1 protein-coding gene and 1 pseudogene are annotated in these 1,145 nt (G+C 66.6%); both read right to left on the bottom strand.

The window, feature by feature from the left end:
• A pseudogene (locus SB4_RS18600) lies at nt 1-322 on the bottom strand (serine hydrolase); the annotation flags it as partial.
• Nucleotides 323-428: 106 nt separating this feature from the next.
• The coding region (locus SB4_RS18595) for an FAD-binding protein (RefSeq protein WP_153006352.1) at nt 429-1,145 on the bottom strand (717 nt) is incomplete at its 5' end.

Below are 1,145 nucleotides of genomic sequence, written 5' to 3'. Positions count from 1 at the left end.
TTTGCTGGGGCAGGCGCTGGCGACCGCCGACCTCGACGGTCCAGCCATCATCGACCGCGCGCACCGCAATGCCCTTCTTGCCCGAGAAATTGGCGGACAGGCGGTTGATCGCGCTGACCAGCTCGGTGGGCGCGGAGGGCGCGCGGCTGGGGCGGGGCGGGGGGAGCGGCATCGAGACAGCGACCTGCGGCTCGGGCGCGCTGGGCGTGTAGGACGTCGCGCCTGGGCGCGTGTCGGTGCCGCATGCCGCCAGCCCCAGCAGAAGAAACCCGGCAGGCCCGATACGCAGCCCACCGATCGATACTCGCTTCGTCACCGCCATACCCCGCTACACATGGGCATCCTTACGTGTTGCCCGGGCGGGGGAAATCCCCCCGCTCAGGGCTTGCGACGAAAGGCCGCTGCCACACGACAAGATGCGAAACCCTTTACGGGATCAGGATCGTGTCGACCGCCTCGGGCAGGGTGTCGGGATAATCGCGCGTATAGTGCAGGCCCCGGCTCTCCTTACGATGAAGCGCGCAGCGGACGATCAACTCGGCGGTCTGGAGCAGGTTGCGCAGCTCGATCAGGTCGGGCGTGACGCGGAAATGGCCGTAATAGTCGTTGATCTCGTCGGTCAGCATGCGGATGCGGTGCTGCGCGCGCTCCAGCCTTTTGGTGGTGCGGACAATGCCCACATAGTTCCACATGAAGCGGCGGATTTCGGTCCAGTTCTGCTTGATGACCACCTCTTCGTCCGAATCGGTGACCCGGCTTTCGTCCCAGGGGCGGATGGCGGGCGGCGGGGACAGGTCGTCCCAATGCGCCGCGATGTGATTCGCGCACGCCTCGCCATAGACGAAGCATTCGAGGAGCGAGTTGGAGGCCAGGCGGTTCGCGCCGTGCAGGCCCGACTGGGTGACCTCGCCCGCCGCGTACAGGCCGGGCAGGTCGGTGCGCCCGTCGCGGTCCACGATGACGCCGCCACAGGTGTAATGCTGGGCGGGCACGACCGGGATCGGCTGCACCGTCATGTCGATGCCGAGGCTCAGCAGCTTTTCGTGGATGTTGGGGAAATGCTCGCGGATGAAGGCGGGCGACTGGTGGCTGATGTCGAGATGGACGTAGTCCAGGCCCAGCCGCTTGATCTCATGGTCGATCGC

Origin of the sequence: Sphingomonas sanguinis (assembly GCF_001476905.1) — a bacterium.
Lineage (GTDB): Bacteria > Pseudomonadota > Alphaproteobacteria > Sphingomonadales > Sphingomonadaceae > Sphingomonas > Sphingomonas sanguinis_B.
The sequence above is the reverse complement of the archived record's forward strand: the minus strand, read 5'-3'. Positions and strand labels throughout refer to the sequence as shown.